At 40.9% G+C, this 23921-nt stretch carries 25 protein-coding genes; 12 read left to right on the forward strand and 13 right to left on the reverse strand.

The window, feature by feature from the left end:
- Window positions 1-321: 321 nt before the first annotated feature.
- The 5 genes from ITJ87_RS07840 (at window position 322) to ITJ87_RS07860 (ending at window position 2984) form a co-directional block, all read left to right on the forward strand.
- Complete coding sequence (locus ITJ87_RS07840) at window positions 322-948, forward strand: Type 1 glutamine amidotransferase-like domain-containing protein (RefSeq protein ID WP_004315354.1); 627 nt, start codon at window positions 322-324, stop codon at window positions 946-948.
- A complete protein-coding gene (locus ITJ87_RS07845; protein WP_045899370.1) occupies window positions 945-1877 on the forward strand; it encodes a YafY family protein in 933 nt (310 codons plus the stop codon). The genes ITJ87_RS07840 and ITJ87_RS07845 overlap by 4 nt, the downstream gene beginning before the upstream one ends.
- Window positions 1878-1908: 31 nt before the next feature.
- Complete coding sequence (locus ITJ87_RS07850) at window positions 1909-2148, forward strand: hypothetical protein (protein WP_025866770.1); 240 nt, start codon at window positions 1909-1911, stop codon at window positions 2146-2148.
- Complete coding sequence (locus tag ITJ87_RS07855) at window positions 2102-2521, forward strand: RteC domain-containing protein (RefSeq protein ID WP_025866771.1); 420 nt, start codon at window positions 2102-2104, stop codon at window positions 2519-2521. The genes ITJ87_RS07850 and ITJ87_RS07855 overlap by 47 nt, the downstream gene beginning before the upstream one ends.
- Before the next feature lie 130 nt (window positions 2522-2651).
- Window positions 2652-2984, forward strand: a complete 333-nt coding sequence (locus ITJ87_RS07860; protein WP_045899506.1) for a helix-turn-helix domain-containing protein — start codon at window positions 2652-2654, stop codon at window positions 2982-2984.
- Between the two features lie 41 nt (window positions 2985-3025).
- Here ITJ87_RS07860 and ITJ87_RS07865 read toward each other — a convergent pair whose 3' ends face one another.
- The 6 genes from ITJ87_RS07865 to ITJ87_RS07890 form a co-directional block, all read right to left on the reverse strand.
- Window positions 3026-3751: a hypothetical protein gene (locus ITJ87_RS07865; RefSeq protein ID WP_045899369.1), complete on the reverse strand. Its 726-nt coding sequence runs from the start codon at window positions 3749-3751 to the stop codon at window positions 3026-3028.
- Between the two features lie 4 nt (window positions 3752-3755).
- Window positions 3756-4679: a relaxase/mobilization nuclease domain-containing protein gene (locus ITJ87_RS07870; protein WP_045899368.1), complete on the reverse strand. Its 924-nt coding sequence runs from the start codon at window positions 4677-4679 to the stop codon at window positions 3756-3758.
- The gene (locus ITJ87_RS07875; RefSeq protein WP_005645888.1) at window positions 4645-5028 is read right to left on the reverse strand and encodes a MobC family plasmid mobilization relaxosome protein; all 384 of its coding nucleotides are present in this window, start codon (window positions 5026-5028) and stop codon (window positions 4645-4647) included. Before ITJ87_RS07875 ends, ITJ87_RS07870 begins: the two co-directional genes overlap by 35 nt.
- A 155-nt stretch (window positions 5029-5183) precedes the next feature.
- A complete protein-coding gene (locus tag ITJ87_RS07880; RefSeq protein ID WP_045899366.1) occupies window positions 5184-6218 on the reverse strand; it encodes a toprim domain-containing protein in 1035 nt (344 codons plus the stop codon).
- Window positions 6219-6549: 331 nt separating this feature from the next.
- Window positions 6550-7782 (reverse strand): VapE domain-containing protein, encoded by a 1233-nt coding sequence (locus tag ITJ87_RS07885; protein ID WP_045899364.1) that lies wholly within the window; start codon window positions 7780-7782, stop codon window positions 6550-6552.
- Window positions 7763-8068, reverse strand: coding sequence for a helix-turn-helix domain-containing protein (locus tag ITJ87_RS07890; RefSeq protein WP_045899363.1), 306 nt, complete (start codon window positions 8066-8068; stop codon window positions 7763-7765). The genes ITJ87_RS07885 and ITJ87_RS07890 overlap by 20 nt, the downstream gene beginning before the upstream one ends.
- A 342-nt stretch (window positions 8069-8410) precedes the next feature.
- Here ITJ87_RS07890 and ITJ87_RS07895 point away from each other — a divergent pair, with 342 nt between their 5' ends.
- Together ITJ87_RS07895 and ITJ87_RS07900 are read left to right on the forward strand one after the other, a co-directional pair.
- Window positions 8411-8698 carry a helix-turn-helix domain-containing protein gene (locus ITJ87_RS07895; RefSeq protein WP_045899362.1) on the forward strand — a complete coding sequence of 96 codons (288 nt, stop codon included), beginning with the start codon at window positions 8411-8413 and terminating at the stop codon, window positions 8696-8698.
- Window positions 8699-8703: 5 nt separating this feature from the next.
- Window positions 8704-9000, forward strand: coding sequence for a helix-turn-helix domain-containing protein (locus ITJ87_RS07900; RefSeq protein ID WP_045899361.1), 297 nt, complete (start codon window positions 8704-8706; stop codon window positions 8998-9000).
- Window positions 9001-9092: 92 nt separating this feature from the next.
- On the opposite strand, the gene ITJ87_RS07905 is transcribed toward ITJ87_RS07900, so the two are convergent.
- From ITJ87_RS07905 to ITJ87_RS07915, 3 genes are all read right to left on the reverse strand, one after another.
- Window positions 9093-9941 (reverse strand): hypothetical protein, encoded by an 849-nt coding sequence (locus tag ITJ87_RS07905; RefSeq protein WP_045899360.1) that lies wholly within the window; start codon window positions 9939-9941, stop codon window positions 9093-9095.
- 3 nt (window positions 9942-9944) lie between these two features.
- On the reverse strand, window positions 9945-10301 hold the full coding sequence (locus ITJ87_RS07910; RefSeq protein ID WP_144408962.1) for a hypothetical protein: 357 nt from the start codon (window positions 10299-10301) through the stop codon (window positions 9945-9947).
- Window positions 10302-10671: 370 nt separating this feature from the next.
- Complete coding sequence (locus tag ITJ87_RS07915; RefSeq protein WP_195690831.1) at window positions 10672-11898, reverse strand: site-specific integrase; 1227 nt, start codon at window positions 11896-11898, stop codon at window positions 10672-10674.
- Window positions 11899-12361: 463 nt separating this feature from the next.
- Between ITJ87_RS07915 and ITJ87_RS07920 the strand changes: the two genes are divergently transcribed.
- Together ITJ87_RS07920 and rhuM are read left to right on the forward strand one after the other, a co-directional pair.
- Window positions 12362-13798: a phage integrase SAM-like domain-containing protein gene (locus ITJ87_RS07920; protein ID WP_117974726.1), complete on the forward strand. Its 1437-nt coding sequence runs from the start codon at window positions 12362-12364 to the stop codon at window positions 13796-13798.
- Between the two features lie 53 nt (window positions 13799-13851).
- Window positions 13852-14826 (forward strand): virulence protein RhuM/Fic/DOC family protein, encoded by a 975-nt coding sequence (rhuM, locus tag ITJ87_RS07925; protein ID WP_117601512.1) that lies wholly within the window; start codon window positions 13852-13854, stop codon window positions 14824-14826.
- A 450-nt stretch (window positions 14827-15276) separates the two neighbouring features.
- Here rhuM and ITJ87_RS07930 read toward each other — a convergent pair whose 3' ends face one another.
- Genes ITJ87_RS07930 through ITJ87_RS07945 form a run of 4 tightly spaced genes read right to left on the reverse strand, consistent with a single transcriptional unit; the run spans window position 15277 to window position 20128 of the window.
- The gene (locus tag ITJ87_RS07930) at window positions 15277-16566 is read right to left on the reverse strand and encodes an MATE family efflux transporter (RefSeq protein WP_171030418.1); all 1290 of its coding nucleotides are present in this window, start codon (window positions 16564-16566) and stop codon (window positions 15277-15279) included.
- Entirely contained in the window at window positions 16556-17275 is a 720-nt protein-coding gene (locus tag ITJ87_RS07935; protein ID WP_117601510.1) for a phosphatidylserine decarboxylase, read from the reverse strand. The genes ITJ87_RS07930 and ITJ87_RS07935 overlap by 11 nt, the downstream gene beginning before the upstream one ends.
- A 4-nt stretch (window positions 17276-17279) precedes the next feature.
- Window positions 17280-18152: a dimethylarginine dimethylaminohydrolase family protein gene (locus ITJ87_RS07940; protein WP_158562843.1), complete on the reverse strand. Its 873-nt coding sequence runs from the start codon at window positions 18150-18152 to the stop codon at window positions 17280-17282.
- A gap of 20 nt (window positions 18153-18172) precedes the next feature.
- Window positions 18173-20128, reverse strand: coding sequence for a penicillin acylase family protein (locus ITJ87_RS07945; protein ID WP_117601508.1), 1956 nt, complete (start codon window positions 20126-20128; stop codon window positions 18173-18175).
- 557 nt (window positions 20129-20685) lie between these two features.
- Here ITJ87_RS07945 and ITJ87_RS07950 point away from each other — a divergent pair.
- The 3 genes from ITJ87_RS07950 (at window position 20686) to ITJ87_RS07960 (ending at window position 23614) form a co-directional block, all read left to right on the forward strand.
- The gene (locus ITJ87_RS07950; RefSeq protein WP_117601507.1) at window positions 20686-21699 is read left to right on the forward strand and encodes a DUF6043 family protein; all 1014 of its coding nucleotides are present in this window, start codon (window positions 20686-20688) and stop codon (window positions 21697-21699) included.
- Between the two features lie 182 nt (window positions 21700-21881).
- Window positions 21882-22205, forward strand: a complete 324-nt coding sequence (locus ITJ87_RS07955; protein WP_117601515.1) for a helix-turn-helix domain-containing protein — start codon at window positions 21882-21884, stop codon at window positions 22203-22205.
- Window positions 22202-23614: a DUF3987 domain-containing protein gene (locus ITJ87_RS07960; protein WP_117601506.1), complete on the forward strand. Its 1413-nt coding sequence runs from the start codon at window positions 22202-22204 to the stop codon at window positions 23612-23614. The genes ITJ87_RS07955 and ITJ87_RS07960 overlap by 4 nt, the downstream gene beginning before the upstream one ends.
- Window positions 23615-23921: the final 307 nt, after the last annotated feature.

The following is a 23921-nucleotide window of genomic DNA, read 5'->3' on the forward strand; positions in this document are numbered from 1 at the left end:
TGTATCATTAAGAAGAATTGCAGGCTATGTGACGGAAGGTTTTCAATATCCATGAAGTATATAGAAAGAACTTTAGTCGAAATGTCAGGTATCAATTTTCCCAATAGATTGAATCGTAAAGGAGTATTTTTATCGAGTAATATGTATAACTACATAAACCCCACTGGTTTCGAAACGTGCAGCCACATTACGAATAGGGTAAATTTCAATAATGGATTGTTTTGATGAAAAAAACTCTTCAATATTAGACTTACTGACATAGGGCTGTCATAGAAGACGCTATCTTTGTATCAAAAAGTATTCAACTTAATATTATAGAATATGAAAAGATTATTTTTATGCTCATCATTTGCTGATGTTGCTAATCTATTTGTCGATTGTGCCAAAGAAGATTTGCAAGGGAAAATTATAGCTTTTATACCAACTGCAAGCCTTACAGAACCAATACGATTCTATGTAAAAAAGGGGAAAAAGGCTTTAGAAGAAGCAGGAATGATTGTTGAAGAAGTCGAGATTACCCAACTGCCCAAAGAGGAAATATCTTCTATATTACATAAATGCGATTATATCTACATAACAGGTGGAAATACATTTTTCCTTTTGCAAGAGTTAAAAAGAAAAGGTGTTGATAAAATTATATCTAAACAAGTGAAATTGGGTAAACTGTATATTGGGGAATCTGCCGGAGCAATAATAGCCTCTCCCGATGCAGAATATATGAGAAGTGTGAATTTTGATCCAATAGAAAAGGCTCCTGAATTGAAAGACTGTACTTCTTTAGATTTGGTCGATTTTTATACGATTCCCCATTATGGAAATTTTCCATTCAAGAAAAAAGGTGAAAAGATAGTTCAACTATATAATGAGAAGTTGCAGCTTATTCCTATAAGTAATAAACAAGCTGTTATTATTGAAGATTCAAATATTCAAATTAAAGATGCAAAATGAATAGAATAGACCGTATTTCTGCTATATTGATTCAGTTACAATCGCACTCGTTAGTGAAAGCACAGCAAATTTCAGAACGTTTTAATATAAGCATTCGCACTGTATATCGAGATATAAGAACATTGGAAGAGGCAGGCATTCCTATCATAGGAAATCCCGGTATTGGTTATTCACTTGCAGAAGGATTCAAATTATCTCCTCTAATGTTTACTCAAAAAGAGGCTTTGTCCTTTTTGATTGCAGAGAAATTAGTACATGAACTAACTGATTCAAATAGCAACGAACATTATAAGTCTGGAATAGAAAAGATTAGGTCTGTCATGCGTTTTGCAGACAAAAATATGTTAGAAACAATGGAAAAGTGCATGTCTGTATTGGATACTTATAAATCATCTACCTATAAACCTGATATTCTTTTACTTATTTTACAAAGTATATACCAAAAAAGAATTATTGAAATATCTTATTTGGGAAGTAATGCGTTAAGTGTTTCAGAACGAAAGATTGAAGCTGTTGGAATTTTCTTTTCGAGAACTAACTGGTATCTAATAGGCTTTTATCTTCCCAAAGAAATCTATCTTACATTTCGGATAGATAGAATTCAAAAAATGCACATTCTTAATGAATTACAATCACGGGAACATCCTTCTTTGGAAAAATTCATACGCGAGTTTTATGATAAAGAAAAATTACATGAAATCGTTATAAGAATAAAAAAGAATAAAACCTCCATAATGAATGATGATAAATATTATTACGGATTAACATCTGAGAAAGAGATAGGGGATATGTTTGAGCTTCATTTTCTAACATTTTCAATCAGTAAGTTTGCACATTGGTATCTGTCTTTTGCAGATAGTGCAACTATAATAAGACCAGATTCTTTAAAATATGAAGTTAAAAATATTATCAATAACATTTCTATTTGATTGCTGTCAAATAGTATTTTTAATCGACTAAATGAAAAAAATATTCGACCAAAGATTTTTCCGCTTATTGTCGGAATGCTCACAACGTAAAGTGTCTGCATCTGAATTTGCAGAAGCTATCGAAGAATTGGCGACCCATGTAGCCGATTTCAGTATTACAGAACAAGATTATAGCATTTTACTCCGCTATTTCTCTTTTGGTTTGTATCGTCTTAAATCATACCGTGTATGGTTTGAGCAGGAAAAAAATATCCTATTTGTATCTAATTGATGAAGCGATAGGGCTATTGAATACCGAAATACGCCTAATCGAATGGCGTATCAAGTACCCGGAACAGTTGCAGCAACGCACCAACAAACAAGCCCTTTCCCCTCTATATCTCGCTGACAGAACCACTCTTATCAATATCATGGAAATAGTTAGCGGGTTGTTCCTTTCCCAAAAGATTGTGTATCAAAATGGCAAGCCTGTTTATTTAGTGGACTTGACGAAAGCCTTTGAATGGCTTTTCAATATCAAGATAGGTGACTGTTACCAAAAGCATGAGGACGTGATAAAACGAAAGCCGGGCAAGCTGACAGAGTTTCTTAATGGACTGGCAGAGCTTATTCGCAAGGAACATGAAAAGAAAGGGTACAGATAACCAGCTGTTTATGACTTATTTATAGGGGATTCCATTAGTCCCCCTATAATTTCTTTGCACCTGTTTTCTGAACTTTGCTTCATCAATCGATTGACAGACCATAATGTATAATCAGAAAAATGAAGCAATCATGTATATAGATAATGACGATTTCAGCGTATGGATGCAGAAGCTGTACGCCAAACTGGAAGAACTCTGCAAGGATGTACGGGTACTGCGCAATGCCGACAGGGTGTTGCCCGAAGATGACAACCTGCTGGATAATCAGGACTTGTGCCTGCTGTTCAAAGTAAGCATCAAGACCCTGCAACGCTACCGGGCTATCGGTGCGCTGCCGTACTTCACAATCAGCGGAAAAGTGTACTACAAGGCTTCCGATGTCCGGGAGTTCATCAAGGAACGGTTCAGCGTCACCACGCTGCGCCAGTTCGAGAAAGGACACTGCACGAAGAAAAAGAAGTGAATTAAAAAGCCGGGGCGGTTCTGCTCCGGCTTTGTTTTGGCTTATGGCTTGCCCAGCTTGTCGGCTTCCTCCTTTAGCTGCTCGGCTTGCTCGTTTAACAGCCTTGCCCGTTCCAACGCTTCCGCCTGCTTCCTGCTGCGGTATTCAAAGTCTTTCACCGAATCGGTCAGGCTTCGGATGAAAGCGTTATCCCGTTCCCTGCTGAACTTCGTTTCCAGCAAATCAAGGCTGCTGCCGTCTGCCTTTCCTTTCATCAGGATATAGCGGTATTTTATATCGTTGTCCTGTAACCGTTGCATCCGTTCCGTAAAACGAATATTCAAGATTAGCGAAATGATACAGATAATAAAACCTGCTGAAAGAAGAAAGAACTTGGGTTTCAGGTAGGGAGTTACCCGATATATCAGTTTGTCGTACCATGAAACGGGCGTTATTTCTCCGGCTGGTGTATCATCAGCCGGGAACAACACCTTTAACCGCTCCTTGAAATATCGGTGCGAGGTCATGATAAGCCCCTTTATATCTTCAAGGTCTTGTTTTTGGTTCTCGGACTGCCCATTTCTGATACTGCCGATTTGGTTTAGAATCTCCCGCACCATGTTTTCAGGAATGCCGGATTTGCCCTGCATTTCCGAAATGCGCTGTTCGATAACGTCCAGTCGGTTAATCATTTCCTCCCGGCTGGCTGGCGTTACCTGCTTCTCCTGCCGTTCTTTCAGTTCCGTAACCATAGAGAGAAGCCCCTCCAAAATTAAGTTATTTTCCATGTTCCTATAATTTTAAGTGTCGTTTCTTTTTCTTCTTTTTTCTTTCACCGGGATTGTCGGGTGTTTCATCAGCCGGAGAGGACGGGGCGGAGAACAGACCGCCCAAGCCTGTCAGTAACGGACTGTCGGCTTTGCCCAGTGTCTGCGATAGCTCCTGAATAGGTGCGGAAACCGTCTGTCGGTTGTTTCCGGTAGTGTTCAGCCCCGCATCCCCGAAACATTTATCCAGTTTGGAGAAACTGAAACTGCGGTCTATCTCCGAACCCTTGAACGTGTATTCACCTTTGGAAAAAGATATGCCCTGCACTTCACCAGTCTGTCCCCTGTACTTGAAATGAATCCCGATACCGTTTTCTGCCAGCCGGGTTTGTAACTGCTGCCAGTTCCTTGATTTCCCGATTTCATCCTTTACGGCATTGTAAATCTCGTATTTGGATTTGTCCGGCTCTCTCAAACGGTGCTGTTTTACATGCTCCTTGCCTTTAGCGAAATAAAGCCCGTGTTTGGCTTTCAGCTTCTTGCATACCTGTTCGTTGCGGTACATGTCGTTCCTGTCCGAAATGGTCTTGCCGTTGTTGTCTATACGGTTGAACACGATATGCACGTGCGGATGTTCCCGGTCTTGGTGTCGCACGATGATGTACTGCGTATCGGTGATTTTCATTTCACGCATGTACTCCTGCGCAAGCTGTACCATTTTCCCGTCTGTCAGCTTGGGTGCGTCCACTGGGGAATAGCTTAGCGCAATATGTCCGACAGGCTTTTTCAGGTCGGGGTTCATCCCGGCTTGCAGTATGAAACTGCGTATGATGTCCCAGTTGCTTTCCGCTAACACTCCCTCCGCATGAAGCAAAGCCGCCTGTTCCTTACCGAGTACATAGTTCACGCAGCCTTTAAATCCGCTTCCCTTTTTTATTTTTCCAATCATCCGACAGTTGGTTTATGATTTCAACAATCCTGTTCTTGAGTTTCACCAGTTCCACCGCCACCAGTGCGAACCCTCCGGCATTCGCCCGGTGCGCTAGCTGGTTGATGTTGTTGGCTTCGCCCGCCAGCTTGCGGATAGTGTCCGCATCCTGCCTGTTCAGCCGGGGCGTCACCTCTGCCGAAACGACCGCCTGCCGGACGTACTCGCTGACACGCAGCCCGGCTTCGGTGGCTCGCTTCCTGATTGCGTAGAACTGTAACTCGGTCAGTTTCGTGCTGACTACCCGGTTCTGCTTGTCTATCCGGCTTTTTGCCGGGCGACCTCCCGGTTTGTTCCTTATCCCTGTCATGTGTTTTTGCTTTTAGGTGGTATCTTAAAAATTGCGACCAACGGGAGAAATTTTCTTTGCGTTAAGCAAAGCAAGGTGTTTCGGTCTACCGAAACATAACCTTGCTCCCCTAAATCACACCGCTTGCCGTTGGTATGCTCTGCTTGTTCTTCGGATTACAACCGTCTGCCCCTTTTTCTTTTTTCACCGGGAATTTGTCTGTTTTTCTCTTTCGATTGTTGCTGTTTGACAGACAGTCTTTGTTTTTCCGGCTGCATTTGTTGGGTTGACTGTTGCATCATTTCTGCTGGTTGGATAAACTTCTTCCCACACAAGTAATCGTTCAAGTCCTTGTATTCACTGTACAGATGTGATGAATCACGCACATGCCAACGATATTCCTTTTGTATGGCTTGGGTGGCTTTAGACCCTGCGTCGTCATTATCCAAAAGGCAGTGGATATGCTCGTAATCGGCTAACGGGTACAAGGCTTTATCTACATTAGTGGTCGAGTTCAGGATAATGTAATCCTGCCAGTCAAGACAAGGATAAGTGGGATTTGTTTTCTGCCGGATGGCGATAAAAGAAAGATAGTCCATTACTCCCTCGAAAACAAAACAGCTATCGTTCTTTTTGCCTGACTGCCGTATGTGTGTGATGTCTTTGGGTGATGTACTCCCCTTGAAACGTGGATTGCGAAGTTCGTAACCTCCGGCATCGTTCTTGAAAGCAAGCGCAAAATAAGGCTTGTCACCGATACGGTAATACATTTCCTGCACATGGTGCGCTGCCATTTCAGGTGGAATGTTCCTGCTTCTCAAATAATCCATGAGTGCCGGATTCTGCAACGGCTGGATTTTACGGATGTCTATCGGGCTGGTCGGTTGTTTCCTTTCATGCTGAATCCTTTCTGAAACCTCTTTCCTTTGAAAAGAAAAAGAATTTCCGGATGAATACTGTTCCAGTCGGCAGATAGCACCGTAAGCGTTACATCCGTGCTGCTTCATCACAAGGTCGATGAGAGAGCCGCCCTCACCCGTCCCGAAGTCACACCACAGATTTACACCGTAATCCACCTTGAAACTGGGCGTATCATCCTGACGGAACGGACTGTGGTACATGCCGTAATAATATTTATCCACTGCGGGCAAAATGCCTAATGATTTCAGATAATCTTTGATACTGATATGGTTAGCCTCCTGATAAGTCATAATCTTTATTTTTGAATGTTTGTAAATTGCAGTAATGAAGTAAGAAGTGAGTAAGAAGAAAAACAGTCAACTTTCTGCACCTATCTCTTTTTCTTTCAACGGATTATACTCTATGCAGTAAGATAAGTAAGTTGTTTTATACAAAAGAGATAGAAATATTACCTATGTTGTTTTCTGACTTTTCTTTTTTTAAATTTCCTGAAAGTTCAGGGTTTTATCTTACTCCTTACTGCGCATTGTATAAATGATTAGTATTCAATGAATAAAACACAGTAATATGTTTTTTCGGTAGTTACTGCATGGGAGTAACTGCCAATAATAAACGGCTGTGTTAACCGTAATTGTTATCGATGTAGGGTATGGAAATAGGTTTTATTCTGTACCCATATACCGAATAATTGCAGTTGCTGATACGCTTTTGTACCCGTTTGAATCCGGCTTTCCGCAATGCTTCCCCCAACCGTTTTTCAGATAACTGCATAGGGCATACGTCCCGTAAACAAGTGAGGATTTGCACTGTTGTCATAAAAAACAGACTTTCTTCTTCCTCTGTGGGCTTTTCAAAATACTGCATCAGCATTTCAAACTCAACTGTTTGCACCTCAAATTCCGCATTTGTCAGGTGCAGTTCTTCAATCTCGGCATCATTAAACCAATAGCGTACACCTTGCCGATACAAGTACATGATTTCGGAGTAGACATTATCCATGTTGATACTTTCTGCTGTCGGTTTATCAATGTGCAGGACTTCAAAAGGCAGAAATCGTCTGTTCCCTGTCGGGTCTGTCAAGAACTCGTTACCGTTCACCGAAGCCATGAAGCTGGCTAAATGCGGATATTCCTCTATGTAAATATCATACGGTCTGCGGTATTTAACTGCCGGGGTGGTTATCAGGTTCTTTAATGCGTTTTCATTCTGCTTGTTGAGTTCCTTTAGCTGGTCGTCGATGTTGATAAACAAGTATTCGGCTATCAGTGTCAGGATGTCTTTGCTCTGCGGGTCTATCTTCCCGGTAAATAGATAGTTTTTTAGTGGTGACGGGCAAAGGTTATCCAGCCACCATGTTTTGAACTGTCCCTGCTTGTCGCCAGTAAGGACTAAACAAGCATGGTTTTGACAGCCTGTATCATTCATGGCATTAGCTACCACACCGACAAGCCATTTCGTAAAATACTCCTCCCACTTGCCGGGATTGGCTACTTGCACCGTGTTCAATAGTTTTTTGATATATCCATGTCCGGCAGGATTCAACAAGGGTAGGGCAGTAAGGTATTCCCGTATGGGATGCACTTTACTTGCGAAATCGCTTTCCAATATCATACGGATGTTTTCGGCAGAGGTGGCAACACCTTCGGTAACATCCAGTTTGCGCCTGAAAGAGTTCAAAGCAAACTTTGTGACTGGCTGATACAAACCGGAAGTATTTGCAGCCCGATATTCTGTCCTGCTTTTCACAATATTAAACCGGAAGTCGTACAAGGAATTAAGCTGCCTTTCGATGCGCTCGTTCTTGGATAGCCTACCCTCGATGTGTTCCGCTTCGTTATCCCTTTTCTCTTTCATCGGATAGTTTGTTGGAAGCTGGTACATATTGTTGCTGCATCCACCGCTGCAACTCGTCCACATCGAAACGTAAGGAGCGTCCACGTTTGACACATGGTATCGCTCCGCTGCTGGCTAAGTGATAGAGGTAATTAACTGAATATCCGGTTATCCGGCTGGCTACGGATATTTTGACTAAAACAGATTGCCTGCTACCCGGTTCTTCGGATGAAGAACTGACTACGGGGGAAATCATCTTTTCGATGTTTTCCAGCCGCTTGAAAATTTCTTCAAAAGGATTGTTCATGGTGCTTTGTTTTTTGAATTAGCACCACAAATAAAATAAGAAAAAATGGTAAAAAACAAAGTGTCAGGTGTTTGGAATTGCTTTGCTCGGCTCTGCTTCAAAATACTATCAGACCGTGAAAGTTCGTTTATGTTCTTCACCTTATTATAATAGAGAATGAAACGTGAACGAAGTTCTTTATATCGATTACCTTTTTCGGTTTTTCTTATTCTTTTCTCTATGCAAGTGGGACAAGTGAGGACATATAAGGACATCTGCGGACAGTCTGAAACAAGCTATTATTCAAGGCTATATATTTGCATCAAACAAGAAAAAAGAAGTAATATCAAAACATAATGAAATATGGAAATAGTAACCATTGAAAAGAAAACATTCGAACTTTGGCAGGAAAAGTTTAACCACTTTATCAATCATATGGATGCCCTGTGTATTCCTTTGCGGAGAAAACAGGATAAGTGGTTGGATAACTGCGAAACCTGCCGTTTGCTGAATGTGTCTGCCCGGACGATGCAAACCTATCGTGATATGGGCAAATTACCTTATTCGCAAATCAATAACAAGATTTATTATAAGATTTCGGATGTGGAAACCTTTATGCAAAATCACGTGAAGAATAACTCTAAAAAATAGAACCTATGGATTTGATAACAAAAGATTCCAATACAACACAAGTATTGTTTTCATCCCTTGACCGGGTGTTGGAGAATATGGAATACATGATGACGAATTATCGTCCGGTACTGGGTGGCGAACATTACTTGACAGGTGAGGAAGTCTGCCAAAAACTGTGTATCAGTAAGCGGACTTTGCAGGATTACAGGGATACAGGACTGCTGGGATATGTGCAACTTCCGGGAAAAATCATTTATCGGGAAAGTGATATAATGAATTTGTTAGATAAGCATTACAGGAATGATAACTTGAAATATTGAAAGCATGAAATCTTGTTTTCTTGAGAAATAGCAATATTTCATGCTTCAATTTTAGCTTAAAATTCATCGGTCAAAGATGGTTCTAAGAGGGACTAAGCTTCCCTCTTAGAGTTAGTTCGGAATTTCTTTCCTGATATTAGCCCAATATAAAATTGCTCATTTAAGAAACATAGTACATCCTTGCATTGCTTTTTATCATTGGGTATATTGAGTTTACCATCGGCAATTTCTATTTGCAAATTGAATTTCTTTGCAGAAGATTTAAGCTTTTTGACTGTCGCTGTAGCCAAAATGTTACTCTTTTGGATAAGTGTTATTTGTTTTCTAATCATAGAATTACTATTTTCTTTCAACCAATCTACGTTCACATTTAATAATTCTTGATTAGCAAAGTCTTCAATGGTTTCGTTTGACGCTTCTTCAAAGAAATCTATCAATGAAATTATTTTGTTTGCATTAGTATATGATTTAAAATAGAATTTACCATTTTTATATATGGCATTTACTGTATTTTCAACTATAAGAGCATCATTTGACAGTTTATCATAGGTGGAGTTATTCCAAAAAAGTACATTTTTATTTTGTAACAGTTTCCTTTTGTCAAAGTTCTGAAAATAATATATGTTATTTTCAATCCAGAATAGTGATTTGATCTCATCTGTTGATATATCCAAGGTGTTTAAACCGATACTATTAGTGTTCGCTTCTAATAATGTATCAGAAAGAGGAAATTCAACATATAATACCTCGTTCCCATCTATATTAAAATTCCCATCAAATAAAATTTCTTCAGTTTCACTATCCATTAGTTTTGTTGAATTGTCAATAAAACAGGATTTTATGTTATTTGTAATTGCCTGTAGTAAATCTATTTTTCTTACAGTGTCATCTTTTAAAAGGGCAAAGAAGTTGCATACGGCAGAATTAGCTTGTGTTCTCATAAGTTATAATTGATTTAAAATTACATAATCTGTTAGCTGTGAATATCTTTTCACTTCATTGGTGTTCACTAATTTCTTTTTTGAAATCATAGTGTAGACAACGCCACTGTTTGTTGTGACTTCATAATATCTATAGCCAAAGAGTTTTATAATTGGGTTGTAAAAATATGTACCTCTATTTATAACTATCAATATGATTAACACAACAAACCATCCAAAAATAAAAATTGGATCTTTTTTAAAGAGTTCAATACATGGTAAAAAATAGCTTAACAACAAAGAGTTCATATTCAAATCTGCGCTCTTAATAGATTTTACACCTATGTTATTAATAGTTAATTTCCCTCTCGCTGCTTTCATGAATAAATAACATGCTAATAAGAGTATAATGAAAATGAATATTAGATTTAATCGGTTGAAAATCTCTATAGGCTTATTAATGAGTCCAATCTGATTCCCTTTGGTTAAGTTATTATATACTTCAACTGCCCATACAATAAATATTATAGGAGAATAGGCTGTTAATACAAAAATTAGTTTTATATGATTGGCAAACATATAATGAAAATATCATCTAATATGAAACTATTTTATTTTCCATTCACAATTTGTATTATCTGTATCACTCTGTATTAGTTTGATATTCAGAACTTACTAAGTACAAAAGTATAAATAAAAAAAGACTTAAGAATACTTTCCTAAGTCTTTTTTTTGAATTTGTGATTTAATCTTATGATTGGAGAATATTTAGCTTCATATCTACCTCTTTCATATCTTTCAAAATGCTTTGGTCTAATACTTTGGCATAATGCTGTGTCATTCTCGTAGACGAATGCCCCAACATTTTAGACACATTCGGAAGTGATACATTGTTAGCCTGTGCGATGACGCTTGCAAAGCTGTGCCGGGCGGTGTGCGTGGTCAGATTTTTTCTAATTCCGCACAGGTCAGCAATTTCTTTCAAATAACTGTTCATCTTCTGATTGCAAGGAACAGGCAACATAACACCTTTATCAAGGCAATACGGATTGTCCTTGTATTTTTCAAGTATCTGTTTCGGAATGTTCAAAAGTGGAATATTACAAAGATTGTTTGTCTTTTCACGGGCTTTCACTATCCACAAATTACCGTTGCTATCCTCTGAAATATGTTCGGGACGTAAATTATATACGTCTATAAACGCCAGTCCAGTGTACACACAGAAGATAAATACATCTCGTACCAGTTCCAGCCGTTCTATCTTAAATTCTTTCTGCCATATCTTATTAATTTCAGTTTGGCTAAGGAACTGTTTGTTTACTTCTACCTCGTGAAACTTGATTCCGGCAAACGGGTTCTTCGTCAGCCACTCGTTGGCAATGGCGAGGTTTATCACTTTCTTAAAGCATTTCATGTACCGGATAACGGTATTCTGTGCGCAATGCTTCTCAGCCTTTAGGTACAGGTCGAATTTACGTACCAGTTCCCCGTTCACCTCACGCAACAGCATATCATCTACCTTATAATCCCGTTTCACCAGTTCCATGAGATATTTCAGGCAGTTATCGTAACGTCTTACGGTAATGTCGGCATAGTCCGTCCCGATTAGCTTCCGGCAGTTATCGTTATGCTCCTTGAACACATTATATAATGTCTTGAAAGTTTCGTCCTTTCCCTGATAGCGGTTCACTATGGCACGTGCGGAGATAATCTTTCCCTCCAGTTCCAAGTCTTGGTAAATCTGATAGAATTTCACACGCAGGGCATCAATGTAATGATTAAGTTCTGCAGAATTTCGGTCTTTGCCTGTCGATTTCTCTTTTTCCTGCGACCAAAGTGGGACTTTTACGCTTCGTTTTAGTTGAAGTTCCACATACAAGCGGTCATAAGTGACACGCACACGCACGGGCGCTTCCCCGTTTTTTAACAGTTTGCTTCTCTTGATGAAGAACAAAACGCTGAATCTCTTTCTTTCCATACTGCTCAATTTTTAATGATACAAAGTTAGGAAATCGAACCGAGGACTCTGTTATGTAAAATAGTGCAACGTGCAGTAAAAGAATGAAGTAGCTATCGCGTAGTGGAACATTCAGGGCTTTCTAAAACCGTCCCCCGAATAAGGACGTATAGTTTGCTTTAATCCCACTTATTTTGCCTATTCTTGGAAATGAAAAATCCCTGAATTCCTTTGAAATTCAGGGATTTACATCGTTTTTCTTTTCTTAAAAGTGGTGCCACCAGCAATATAAATGTTAAATTATTATCAATCTGATTAAATCCAAATATATGCTAATATGTTGATATTAACGCTAATTAAACGAATTTCAATTTAGGCGAGTAGTGACTGTTTTAGAAATTATAGTGACTATTGTAGTGACTATCCGGAAAAAGTCACTAACTTTGCAGTGTCCGATTCATAAGGGAATCGAACCTTGGATTCTATGGCAAAATCTCTTTCCCGGTTCTTCATCCGCAAGCAGGACGAGAAGAACGAAATTGCAACTCTTTTCTTTAGGGTGCAGAATAAGAAACACAAAGTCGATACGCTCTTTTCCTCTCAGATCCGTGTGAATGTTGCGGAGTGGAAAGAGGCTTTGTCGTGTCCTGAAAAATGGATGCGACATCAAAGGGCGAACTTTAATTTACACGACTCACTCAATAGGATTGAACTGGTAGTAAAATCGGAAGTCGAAGGCATGTCTTTCGACAAGTCGCATGTTGAGGCCGAAATCCTCGCTATCGCCAATCCGAAAAAGGCAGAAGCCATAATGAAAGCGAAGCGTGAAGAGGAGGAACGGCAACGTGAGGAAGAACGCATAAAGGAAGAGCAGGAACGTCTGATAAAGGAAGGCATCGATGCTGAACGCGCCAAAATATGGAATTTCATAGACCGATTTTGCAATGAAATCAAGAGCGGTGCCAGGCTTAATGGTCATGATAGATATGCGCCCGGCACTGTGAAGGCATGGAATAGCTTTAGGAAGCTCTATGACTTGTTTGACAGAAAGCATCGCAACACATGGTATGACGTAGACCGTGCGTTCGTCACCAAATTCCTGAATTTTATGGAGAAGAAAGATTATATGGTGACTGCGCAGAATAAATATCTGGTTGATCTCCGTGCAATTATCAGCTACGCTTATGCAGACGGAATCCACAACAATGACCGTGCCCTGCAATATTTCGCAAAAAAGAAAATTGAAGAGAAAGACAAGGCTATCGAAATCTACCTTACCGAGGCAGAGCTTCAGGCATTGTATGAAATGCCACTGTCAGGCAAGCAGGAAGAGGTGCGCGATATATTTCTTGTCGGGTGCTACACTTGTCAGCGCGTGAGCGATTACAACGACATCGACAAGGATTGTTTCACCACTACTGCCAAAGGAACACCGGTAATACGCCTCATTCAGAAGAAAACCCGCAACGAGGTAAAGATTCCTATAATGAATCCCAACCTAAAGGCTATATGCGAAAAATACGACTACAATCTCCCTTATGTTGTTGACGTGATACTCAACCGCTACATAAAGGAGATTCTAAAGGAGCTGTCCGGTAAAGTGCCCGACTTAGCCAGGATGGTAGTAACCAAGCTTACTCAAAAGCAGAAGAAACTGGTGGAGGACGGCAAGCTCGTTGTCGAGCACAACGAAAAGGGAGAGGTGATAATGCCCCGCTATAAGTGCGTGACTACCCACACAGCCCGCCGCAGTGGAATAACCAACATGTACCTCACCCACAAATACTCCATAGTCCAGATGATGCACGTCAGCGGCCACAAAACGCAAAAGACCTTCATGGACTACATCAAACTCTCCTCCGATGAAATTGCCGACGAGATTAACGCTATCGCCAATGGCAGTAAAACGGAAGTATTTTAACTATTATTACTCAGAAACAGCTACAAATCAAAATATAAATTGTAATTTTGAATATGGAAACAAATAATTCACAGCTCGTAATCTATCAGGCACCCGACGGAAATATGTCGATTGATGTGACAGTTCAGAATGATACCGTATGGTTGAGCCAAGGGCAGATGGCCGAACTCTTTGACAAAGATCAGTCAGTTATTGCCCGCCACATCTCTAATGTTTTCAAGGAAGGCGAGCTGGAGAAAGAGAGTAATATGCAAATTTTGCATAATACTCTGTCGAAGTACAAGCCGACTCAAGTTTACAGCCTTGATGTTATTATCTCTGTTGGCTATCGCGTTAAATCCAAACGTGGCACTCAATTCCGCATTTGGGCGAATAAGATATTGAAGCAGTATCTTCTTCAAGGCTATGCTATAAACGAACGCATAGCTGCGCAGAAATATGACGAACTGAGTCAGTTGGTAAAAGTGCTTGGCCGCACAATCCAGAATCAAGAAAGGCTTACGGAGGATAGCCGTTCATTGCTTGATGTTGTCGTCGATTACACATACGCCCTCGACACCCTTGACCGCTACGACTATCAGGAACTGAAGATTGAGGACACCACCGGTAGAGAGTCGTTTCATGCCACCTACGAAAACGCCATGGAAGTCATCCGCGAGTTACATGAGAAATTTGGAGGTAGCACATTGTTCGGCAACGAAAAAGATGATTCCTTCAAAAGCTCCATCGGTCAGATTTACCAGACTTTCGGAGGCGTTGACCTCTATCCCTCAGTGGAGGAGAAAGCCGCCATGCTCCTGTATCTCGTTACCAAAAACCACTCGTTCAGTGACGGCAACAAACGCATTGCCGCCACACTGTTCCTGTGGTTCCTCAACGGCAATGGCATTCTCTACAACGAAGACGGCACAAAGCGCATTGCCGACAACACCCTCGTCGCCCTTACCCTTATGATAGCAGAAAGCCGCACTGAGGAAAAGGACACAATGGTTAAAGTCATAGTCAACCTCATCAACAAGAATAACTGACGCCTTGTCCATAAAAGTCAAAGGGGTTTTTCACAACAAGAAAGCTGCTGATTGTCTATATATTACGCAATATATTAGGTGTCGGTTGGTGATTTAATAAAAAATCTAATTTTGCTGCTCAAATTGAGCCTAAGAAATGGAAGGACTCATTGTCGATACAGACACATTTGTAATAGTTGGAGCATGGAATCGCGAAATCCTTTCTCAGGAATGGGTGATGCAGAATTTGCGTCGGAGATGGAAGCGACGTTTCGTTGCATTGTTGACAGATGTAACGCGATGCTCTGGTTGCGGTGGCCTCGAATGGGGCGATGAATATAGTACAAGCCCGTCCTTGACTTTCTCGTTCCATCTTTGAATGTAGACCACCGATTATGACATGAAAGAAAAGTATAATTATTGCAGTTTTTCTTTTGCTCAGTTATGCTAATATACAAATATAACGATGTTCTACTTCCATGCTTTCCGGGCTCTATATGACGAATATGCGTTTTCTGCCAATTGAGCCAATAGGAATGGAATTAGTATGGCTAAAATATTTTCTATTCCAATTACAAATCTACCAATTATAATTAACAAACAAGATATCACCCCAAAAATAAGTTTGCTGATTATGTAAGAGTCGTTCTTTAATCTAACAATCAAGGAAGTATTAAATACTTCCGTCCCACAAGCGAACAAAGAAATCACGAACACGATACATAGCCCCAAGCATTTATAAACCGACCACCCCTCTAATACAAGATCCGAAACCGCAATAATAATAAACAGTATGACACAACAGATTCTTGAAAATCTGATTAACATCTGTGAATATGGCGAAAACTTGCCGGATTGCTTTTTACTATATATTTCAGCAAAATAATTCAAAGTGATTTCCTGCAGTGCATCAACCGGAACCTGAATCAATCCCCAATATGAAAAGATTAATGTCAAAAGCGCGACTTGATTATTAGGGAAGAAATATGAACAAAACAAGAAAAGGGCAAGAGAACCTACATGGAAGCCAATCTCTGATATAGCTGGATATACTGACGCATACGAGAATATGCGGGACAGCAACCTGTTATGTCTGATAGGAACATCGAATTTCCAGGGCACATATCGCCTCAATACATATACTCCCATCATTATTATTGCGAAAAGCTCAGACAATGCCGAAGTCAGTAAAACAATACTTGTCGGATTAAAATGCGTCGAGACCTTAAACAGCAGAACATAGCCAGATACGCCATTCAGGACAACGCAGCATATAGATATCCATGCCAGCAGCCGATAATGCCCCAATCCCATTAAAAATGAATTGAGCCACATAGATATATATGAACATAACGCCAAGGGCAAGATAAACCATATTACTTGCCCAACACACTCAATCACGTCATTGTCCCCGAGAAATCTTGCGCCAAATGATGAAAGCAGGATTACAAATAGAGAAACAACTATTCCGGATATTCCGAATTTTAGCCATGCTTTTCTGAAAACCGCAATCACCTCCACAATATTTTTATCTCTATATCTTGCAAAATAATTCTGATACGAATCATTCAAGGCTATGCCATAGGCTAAAATAATGAGAAGAATAGCATCTATTATTCCTACAGAAGCCAGATATACCGACGGCATATAAGAGAGCAGTATGGAGTCTGTCACAATCAGGGCTTCTTCCAAAAACTCACTTATTATTACCGGGGCGGCAAGTCGTGCAATAGCATCCAACCTGAGATCTTCATTTCTCATCAGACATAAATATAGGGTCAATACCGGCTTCGACATGCACAAGTTCTCTGACGCATGGAGAAAACTTAATATCAGATGGAATAATGAGAGTGGCCATGCTGCCATATCTGATCTGACCTATTCGCTGGTTCTGTTTCAGCGGACGGTTGTTGCCCGTGAAGAAACTGACTATAGTATCAATATCGTAATCAGCAGTGAGAAGCAGAAATAGCTTCCGGCCGATCATCGGAGAGAAAATCTCAAACAAGGATCTTTGATTAAAGGCAAAGGTCCCTATCTCCCTACGGTCTATTTCAGAAATCCTGCCGTTAATGATAGTGTTCTCGAAATCCAGCATCGGATGGTCCAGAACATAGTATGGCGGTAAGTCTTTACGAGAAACTACTCCGTCAAACGGCATTCTGACAATATGCGGATCATAAAATGTAAGGAATATCGATACGCAGGTATAGTTGCCGTTTTCTATCATGCCATGGCACAGTGACGACAGGCACACATTCCCCATTTTGGTGTATATAAGTTGATCCACAGAATCCACTTTGGATACATCTATCACTATTCCATCAGCAGGCGAATATATTATTCCGGAATTGTTCTTAATAGGCCTGATAGGATCCCTGAAACAGAACTCTGAAGACAAATAGTCTACAGTACAGTCCCGTGTGATGCTTTTTATCCTCTTCCGCCATTGGGAAATTGCTTCTGCCATAATTTCAGATTAGTTTTGTCAGCATTCTTTCATAATTCACATGAAGGACCAAGCATGACAGCAGACCGCCGCCTTTCATATACTCCTCAAGATTGAAATAGCACACCTCCATAGCATTGTCCGCAGCAATCTGCTCAAGCCTGCGGTTTTTATCCGATTCATATCTGTAATCCTCAGAACGCTTCGACAGAAAGTCGATATCGGATGCATTCAGAAGATAATTGTTGACCCTTACCGAGTTGGTGAGTCCGGTATGTGCCTGATCCATGGTAATGGGGATTATATCAGCCACTTTTTCTATACTCTTGATCTCTTCCTTCGTGAAAGAGTCTACCGCCACTATCACACTCTCGTTTGTGAAAGGAAATATCGTGCAGTCGAGGTGGTAGTTCTTCGGGTCCTTCAGCTCAAGCTTAATAATGTTCATTCCAAATTCCGACTCCATCCACTCGTAAGCACGCTTATCCGAGCGAATTCCATATCCTCCTATATAGATATTGTCTCTGAGGTATTTAAGTTCGGCCTCTCCCTCAAATTCAAATGGTGAGCGGATTGTCTTATATCCCAACGAGTCAAAGAATCTCATTCCAATCACCTCCTCGCCTATACGGTTGGTTGCTTTGAAATTAGACCCAATATATATGGGCGTATGCTGGAGTACGATTCCGTTATTCGCCACAAAAACCAAATCCTGCAGTTTACAGTCAATGGGTGTAGGCAATAGATATACAAAGCCTTGGGAGGCAAGAAATGAATAAACCTCCCACATCTCACGTATCGCTTTGGGTTTATTTACAATAATATCCTCATCGTCATATTCCTCCATCCATACATTGTTTCGTACAGCAGTATCATATGATGACGGGATATTCATCATAAAAGTAGGAACGTTTGTCATTATTTGATTATCATTTTAGATTTGTAATTTTGTTTATAGTATGTCATTGGTCTCAACTGTTTATATTCATTATTTAGAAATAAGTCAAGTTGAGATGTATAATGCTCTGCAGCTTCATCCGAAGATGTCCCATAAGGATGGCATGTACGTATATCTCTCTCATTCAGATTTATCAGCATTCTGAACGCACACCCTTCTTCCGCTACGAGTTTGTCTTTCTCAAAATAGGAACGAATTGTATTTACAGAATCCGGAATACCTCCGATTGGCTTTGACACCGAACCGCGTTTGATAAATTGAATGCTTCCAAGAGTCATTCCTTTGACATATCTTTTCGATACCCAGTCAAGACATTCATTGATTTCGGATGCAGAGGCTACCTTGATTGTATCCGGGTTCTTATGATATGTATAATACATATCCTTGTATCTATAGAATAGAAGTGCAAATACGGCAGCTCCTTCAGACATTATATCTGCTTCCCCATCCCATTTTTGCAATATGTCAAGCAGAAACCCTCTATTGCCATGCGCAACCACCTCATAGATTACAGAAAAATCTATACCACGAACTATCGGAAGGATAACCCTCGTATCGGAAAAAATATTCGCAAGAGTCTCCAGATCGATTTTACCTTTGGCAATCTCCGTCTCCAGCAAATTTTTTATTCTTGTGGATCTTGAATTATCATTATAATAATGAAGTCCATTTTTATTGAATCTTCTGCAATCATTATCAGTCTTCAAAGGAGACTGATTTGCACTGCATATATAACCGGATTTCGGATTTTCTATATAAAACATTCCATCCTCAAAGCCATTATCAAGCTGGGTCAGGCTGTCAAGGCTTAGAATGTCAGACATATATTCATCTTCGGATGCACGTATTGGCTCATGGCTATTATGAACATATAGGATATTATTTTTTGTATCGATAGAAACCAGATCCAGATAAGGATATCCGTAATCAAGCGTTAATGCAAGTATCTCATTATTGCTTTGGGCATGAGATATCCTATAATTCAATTCCGTTCCTAATTTATATCCAATCAATGGAATGTCAATCAAAAAATAACGATGGTTTATCTTGACAATAGGCTTACCGTCCGGTGTTGTGAAATATTGTTTTACTATCGGAGCCGGGAACTTTCCATATAACAGGGTGTAATTGAAATAAGCACTCCTATTCAATGGAATAAGCCCTTCTGTTACATTAAGTCTCTTATTAAACACACCTTTTAAGCCAACCTTGTATACAGAATACATATCAGGATAACTTGCAGTTGTGCCCCATGCTACCTTGAAATTTGTCCCCATAAAAATCGTAAAGGTTATGGGCAAGATAAATCCGAATAATTCGCACCCGCTTTTTCGGTAAAATAAATGAATCTCATAGAACGAAAAAATACCCTCAAGCGGTTGATGAGGGGAAATTGCTATGATACTATTGCCGCATCTTGTATGATTCCCTGACACTGCCAAGATGTTCGATCCTTCCTTGTTTGGGAATCCTTTACTTCTCTTTTTAGGTCCCCTCAGGTAAGAATATGGTTTATCAAGTTGAATTCCAACAATTTCTAACAGATGTTGAGCTTCAATAACCTTATCGGCTGATACTGGGAATATCCCGGTGTCAAGTATTTGATCAGAGTGACTTTCGGCATATTCGTTAATGCCGTTGCAATAGTATGACACTGCTGATAAATATTCTTTAGATATTTGGGCCTTAAGTTTTGATACAGCTTTTTCTATATTGAAGAATTCGTATAAGAAGTCGAGATAAACGCCATCCCAGTCGTCAAAGCGCCCGGCCTTTTTATTAACAGCCAGCAACCATAATTGAATAGAAAAGAAATCATCTTCACAGTGACATAAAGCCGTTGCTCTTGCCCCATCATTGAAATCATCACAAACGATGTGTGGTACTCCAAAAGAATCTCTATAGATTTCAATCATTTCTTATAACAGTATCGACAGGGTGTTAGACCTTTGTTTATAGCATTAATTTTTGAGCACTTCTTTATTTCACCAGAACAATGCTCAAGTCCTTTACAATCTTTGGCGATATGATATCTTTTAGATTTTGGCCCAGTACAATAATATACACTCTCCGTGTTACCGCTTGGAGATGCATACATTGATTCCAGCGAAACAACTGAAATTATTGATATTATTATCCATGAATATTTCTTAAGCGCTTTCTTCATATCGTGTCTTAGTATGCATAAAGCAATTATGCTATATAGATCCGTATTCAACAATGCAAAATTAGTGAATTTTTCTGAGTTGACAAGCGAATAATCTGATAAACATATATATATTGCGGCTGGCGCAGTTGGTCAGTACAGTTGGTGTGCCAGCCATATCGGATCAGTATAATGCCACCATGAATTAGAGCCATATATTATGACAATTAGAGCGAATTCTAGCTATCACTCATACATAATCCAAGGTAGGATAATGTGAGAATATATTGTGAGTTATCAGATTTTTTGTCTATACATAGCAGTTAAATGGCGAAAATATGCGAAATTTGTTGTGAGTTTATTGTTTTACAAGACAAACGAAACACACGATATATGGATAATGGCAACGAGAATAATATCTCTGGAAGGGAGAAGTTTGATATGAAGGCGTGGATGGAGGAACATCCTCAGGAGTATGGCGAGTTTGCTGCGGCGATGGGCGAAGCGGACTTGCTGGAGGTGTTTCTGTTGGGTTCGGCTGCGTTTAATACGTCGCCGGAGTTCCAAAAACGGCTGGAGAATATGATTGACCTTGACAATATGGACTTGGATGAGCTTTTGAAGATTCTTCAAGAGTCGGATTTTGCTGAGAAGATATTTGGCGAACAGGCAGAAGGGAGTGAATGGGCTAAATACCGGTTGCCCTTTGCCGCATGGCTCAAATATGGACGCTCTTCTGAAATGATGGTGGATAATATTGAGGAAGCGGCACTGTCGATTGACAACAAACAGTACCAGTGGCAGCTTGCAAAGTTCCTGAAGGCATTTCTTGCGAGGGAAGTTGAAGACAAACGACGCTCGCGCAAGGATTTGAAGGAGTATCTTGATTATCGAAAAAGTATCGATAACGGCAATTTGGCTGATTGGGCGTTGGAGGGCATCGACGAATCTAAACCGACCGCTAAAATTACGGAGAATACGGAATTGCCCCATGACCTTCTTTCCCTTTTGGCATCTCACGACAGTGAGATTGTTAAGCGCATTGGCAAATGGATAGAAACACATATCCGTGGCGTTGACATCGCACACTTATATGTCGCACTTGTCGAGTCTGGCGAACTGGCTCCGTCAACACCTGTCAAGCGATTTGTCGGGATACTATCCGCCACATTCCCTGAATGCAAAATAGTCGGCGGCCGTCAGGTACAGAAGAGTGTAAGCACACTCCAAGGCTTATCCCCCAATCGCAAGCAATTCATCAAAGACGAGCCTGAACATCGCTTCGCTATTGATTCTATAAAGACTGATATTTTGCGAATCAGCACTGATGGAGTAGACTGAAATAGCCTCTTTTCAATTCGTTTGATTCGTTTTAGAGTTCGCGAACTTAACGAATCGCCAATTCTTTTTAATCCAAGAAATTACGCTATACTTTTGCGCCATCGTTCCATTTCGGAGCGGTGGCGTTTCCGTCTTAAGCCGTCAGCGGAGGCGCCCAAAAAATGATGGCAATAGACATAAATATGCAAGATCTTTTAGATATTCTCAATGAAGGTCGCGCTCACGTCAAGGTAGAGATGAGCGCCGAAGACCTCAAGGCGTTTTCCGAAGACCTGATCCGTCGGGCAAAGGATGAACTCGGTTCAATGGTAGAGGCTGCAAAGAAGGAACGAATGCTCACCAAAACCGAAGTCAAGGAACTTTTCGGAGTGTGCGATGCAACACTATGGCATTGGGCGAACAAAGGAATCCTCAAACCTGTCAAGACCGGCAACAAGATTATGTATCCGGAATATGAGGTACGCAAAGCTCTCGGACAACGTAACATCAATATCCAAGCACCATGAAAGCGAATGGCTATTACAACCATCCACGCGTTCCATTGGAAGCCGGATGTGGATTGATCGAGGAGGATAGCATTGCCTTTACCAGCGTTTCCGGTAAAACTGCCGAAACTCCTTCTTTCCCTTTAGAGATATTCCCGAAAGCTATCCGAGACATCATCGAGGCTCTTGAGGAGTATGAGAACTATAATGTTGATTTCACAGCGGCTTCATTCCTTACGGTATTCGCGGCTGCTATGGGCAACACATGGTCAGTCCGCTTCATGACCGGGTGGGTAAGCCGACCGATAATCTACATGGTGCTTGTCGGCTCGCCGAGCTGCGGCAAGACTCCGCCTTTGCAACAGGCGGTCGCACCTCTTCTCAAACTCGACGGAGAGTATGACGTGTTATATTGTAAGGAGATGGAAACCTTCCGCCGGTGGGAACGCATGTCGGCAAAGCAGCGTGAGAGATATTCTCTACCTGAAGAAATGAAGATGCCTCAGCGAAAATGCCATGTGGTGGTTGACTCGACCGTAGAGGCTCTTATCGGAGCGTTGCGCGACAATCCACGCGGAGTGCTGATTTACAAGGATGAGATAGACAGCCTTCTTTCCAATTTCAACCGCTATAACGGTTCGGACGAGGGCTACTTTCTCAGTCTGTTCAGCGGCACGCCTTTCAAGTACAGCCGAAAGTCAAGCAACGAGCATATCTTCCTCTCCAATCCCTACTGTTCGATTATCGGCTCTACGCAGCCCGGGCGTTTGGGCGAACAGTTCGGCGGCAAGCGAATGATGAATGGCTTTTCATCACGTTTTCTGAAAGTCTATCCCGAAATTGACAAGATGCCGTCGTGGAACGACACCGCCATGCCGGACGGCGTTCTTGAAGAATGGGAGCGAATTATCCGAAAGGTGGTAACAGTCACTCCTTCAACAGACCAAGAGGGAAAAGCAACCTCAATAGAGCTAATGTTTTCCCAAGAGGCGAAGCTCCGCGTAATTCAATGGAAAGACGAGGTCAATAACAAAGCCTATGCTGAAACGGATTCGGATGCTGTCAGGGCGTTGTGCGGCAAACTGGAAACTTATCTCGTCCGCTTCTGTCTGGTCATACAGATTATGCACGGTATCTGTGGAGAATCGGGAATGAATGAAATTGAACCGAAAACTGCCGAACTCGCCATAAGGCTCACCGAATATTTCAGAAACATGGAGAGCCGGATTGCTCCGGAGATTGAAACCGGCATCCTCGACAACCGGTTCACCGAGTTACTCGGAAACCTCAGGGATTCGTTCACCACGGCAGAAGCTGTCCGGGAAGCTCTGCAACTCGGAATCTCTGAATCCTCGGTCAAGAGATTCCTGAGAGACGGAGGCCGAGGATTCGTGAAGAAAAAGTCACACGGTTGCTATCATAAAATATGACGCATGCGCTGACACTATGAACTTTTGACATTATGACATTTTCGACCGAGGTCGAACTGACTGAGACACCCCGGTTACTCACGCCTGATTTGGAGTATCGACCTTGCTTTGCAAGATATGCCGATTGTGTCCACAACGGCAATCCCGCCTCCCCCGAGGGGAGGGTCAATCCAGCTCGAAACTCGCAGTCTTTTGTCTAATGATACATTGTCCGTGAACGATTATAGACTGAAAAATGAATGATGATAGACTGAAAATCTGCGGTTGATAGATTATTCAGCATCGCGTTTATCATGAACCGTGATAC

It is taken from the genome of Bacteroides sp. HF-162, from assembly GCF_015679285.1.
Taxonomy (GTDB): Bacteria; Bacteroidota; Bacteroidia; order Bacteroidales; family Bacteroidaceae; genus Bacteroides; species Bacteroides uniformis.

Bases quoted from the DNA above. Each gene is read 5' to 3' on its own strand.
- ITJ87_RS07840 (WP_004315354.1), top strand. From the start codon at position 322: ATGAAAAGATTATTTTTATGCTCATCATTTGCTGATGTTGCTAATCTA.
- ITJ87_RS07845 (WP_045899370.1), top strand. From the start codon at position 945: ATGAATAGAATAGACCGTATTTCTGCTATATTGATTCAGTTACAATCG.
- ITJ87_RS07850 (WP_025866770.1), top strand. From the start codon at position 1,909: ATGAAAAAAATATTCGACCAAAGATTTTTCCGCTTATTGTCGGAATGC.
- ITJ87_RS07860 (WP_045899506.1), top strand. From the start codon at position 2,652: ATGTATATAGATAATGACGATTTCAGCGTATGGATGCAGAAGCTGTAC.
- ITJ87_RS07865 (WP_045899369.1), bottom strand. From the start codon at position 3,751: ATGGAAAATAACTTAATTTTGGAGGGGCTTCTCTCTATGGTTACGGAA.
- ITJ87_RS07870 (WP_045899368.1), bottom strand. From the start codon at position 4,679: ATGATTGGAAAAATAAAAAAGGGAAGCGGATTTAAAGGCTGCGTGAAC.
- ITJ87_RS07875 (WP_005645888.1), bottom strand. From the start codon at position 5,028: ATGACAGGGATAAGGAACAAACCGGGAGGTCGCCCGGCAAAAAGCCGG.
- ITJ87_RS07880 (WP_045899366.1), bottom strand. From the start codon at position 6,218: ATGACTTATCAGGAGGCTAACCATATCAGTATCAAAGATTATCTGAAA.
- ITJ87_RS07885 (WP_045899364.1), bottom strand. From the start codon at position 7,782: ATGAAAGAGAAAAGGGATAACGAAGCGGAACACATCGAGGGTAGGCTA.
- ITJ87_RS07890 (WP_045899363.1), bottom strand. From the start codon at position 8,068: ATGAACAATCCTTTTGAAGAAATTTTCAAGCGGCTGGAAAACATCGAA.
- ITJ87_RS07895 (WP_045899362.1), top strand. From the start codon at position 8,411: ATGGAAATAGTAACCATTGAAAAGAAAACATTCGAACTTTGGCAGGAA.
- ITJ87_RS07900 (WP_045899361.1), top strand. From the start codon at position 8,704: ATGGATTTGATAACAAAAGATTCCAATACAACACAAGTATTGTTTTCA.
- ITJ87_RS07905 (WP_045899360.1), bottom strand. From the start codon at position 9,941: ATGAGAACACAAGCTAATTCTGCCGTATGCAACTTCTTTGCCCTTTTA.
- ITJ87_RS07910 (WP_144408962.1), bottom strand. From the start codon at position 10,301: ATGAAAGCAGCGAGAGGGAAATTAACTATTAATAACATAGGTGTAAAA.
- ITJ87_RS07915 (WP_195690831.1), bottom strand. From the start codon at position 11,898: ATGGAAAGAAAGAGATTCAGCGTTTTGTTCTTCATCAAGAGAAGCAAA.
- ITJ87_RS07920 (WP_117974726.1), top strand. From the start codon at position 12,362: ATGGCAAAATCTCTTTCCCGGTTCTTCATCCGCAAGCAGGACGAGAAG.
- rhuM (WP_117601512.1), top strand. From the start codon at position 13,852: ATGGAAACAAATAATTCACAGCTCGTAATCTATCAGGCACCCGACGGA.
- ITJ87_RS07930 (WP_171030418.1), bottom strand. From the start codon at position 16,566: ATGAGAAATGAAGATCTCAGGTTGGATGCTATTGCACGACTTGCCGCC.
- ITJ87_RS07935 (WP_117601510.1), bottom strand. From the start codon at position 17,275: ATGGCAGAAGCAATTTCCCAATGGCGGAAGAGGATAAAAAGCATCACA.
- ITJ87_RS07940 (WP_158562843.1), bottom strand. From the start codon at position 18,152: ATGATGAATATCCCGTCATCATATGATACTGCTGTACGAAACAATGTA.
- ITJ87_RS07945 (WP_117601508.1), bottom strand. From the start codon at position 20,128: ATGATTGAAATCTATAGAGATTCTTTTGGAGTACCACACATCGTTTGT.
- ITJ87_RS07950 (WP_117601507.1), top strand. From the start codon at position 20,686: ATGGCGAAAATATGCGAAATTTGTTGTGAGTTTATTGTTTTACAAGAC.
- ITJ87_RS07955 (WP_117601515.1), top strand. From the start codon at position 21,882: ATGCAAGATCTTTTAGATATTCTCAATGAAGGTCGCGCTCACGTCAAG.
- ITJ87_RS07960 (WP_117601506.1), top strand. From the start codon at position 22,202: ATGAAAGCGAATGGCTATTACAACCATCCACGCGTTCCATTGGAAGCC.